Genomic DNA, 806 nt, shown 5'->3' with positions numbered 1-806 from the left:
CGCGCCTCCTGCAGATACGATTTTGCCCGGGCGGCCGATGCTTCCTCACCGGTTTGAAGAAGCATTTTCCCGTGGAATCTCAAGGTGTGTGCATGCTCTACGACGTGGGGTATGTTTTCAGCGTCACGGCGTGCCTCACGAAAATACTTTTCCGCGCGGGCCCAGTCGCCGGCTGCTGCAGCGGCAATTGCCGCTGCACGCTTGACCAGGCGGCCACCCCGGAACTCGATGCACACGACCCCGGTGCGCTCGATGCATTGTTCGATGGCCGGGAGCAACTTGGCGGCCTGCTCCAACTCTCCCAAAACGACTAAACCTTCCACGGCGGTCAGCGCCGCCACCCATGACCCGCAGGTGTTGGCCTGATCCAGTTGCGGAATGGTGTGTCGATGCTTTTCAAGCAATCCCATGGCGGCCTGGGAGTCGCCCATATAGGCGAGCAGTTCAAACAGGGCAGACCATCCCCACCCGACCATTCCTGTGTCAGCCTCTGTTTCCAGCGCGGTTGAGTAGGCATCCTTTGCTTCCTCCCATTCTCCGCCGAGGAATTTGGCCAGCCCAAGCCAGGCAAGTGAATGCTCAGGCGTTGCGAGCCCGACAGCCTCGCAGAATGCGAGGTCCTTGCGGGCAAATTTTTCCAGGGCGGCCGGACTTCCGTCCTGAAAGAACTCGATCATCGCGTTCATCCGAGTGTGCTGTTGCTGGGCCGCGTAGTTCCCGACACGAACCGCGAGTGGGGCAAGTTCAGCACCTACCGCACGAGCCTCATCCAGACGACCTAAACCAACAAGGGTGTAGTTCAAGAA

1 protein-coding gene is annotated in these 806 nt (G+C 59.8%); it reads right to left on the bottom strand.

What is annotated here, in order from left to right:
- The coding region (locus IAQ70_RS22495) for a hypothetical protein (protein WP_190992172.1) at positions 1–686 on the bottom strand (686 nt) is incomplete at its 3' end.
- Positions 687–806: the final 120 nt, after the last annotated feature.

Source organism: Pseudarthrobacter sulfonivorans (genome assembly GCF_014712225.1).
In the GTDB taxonomy this organism is placed as follows: Bacteria; Actinomycetota; Actinomycetes; order Actinomycetales; family Micrococcaceae; genus Arthrobacter; species Arthrobacter sulfonivorans.
The sequence above is the reverse complement of the archived record's forward strand: the minus strand, read 5'-3'. Positions and strand labels throughout refer to the sequence as shown.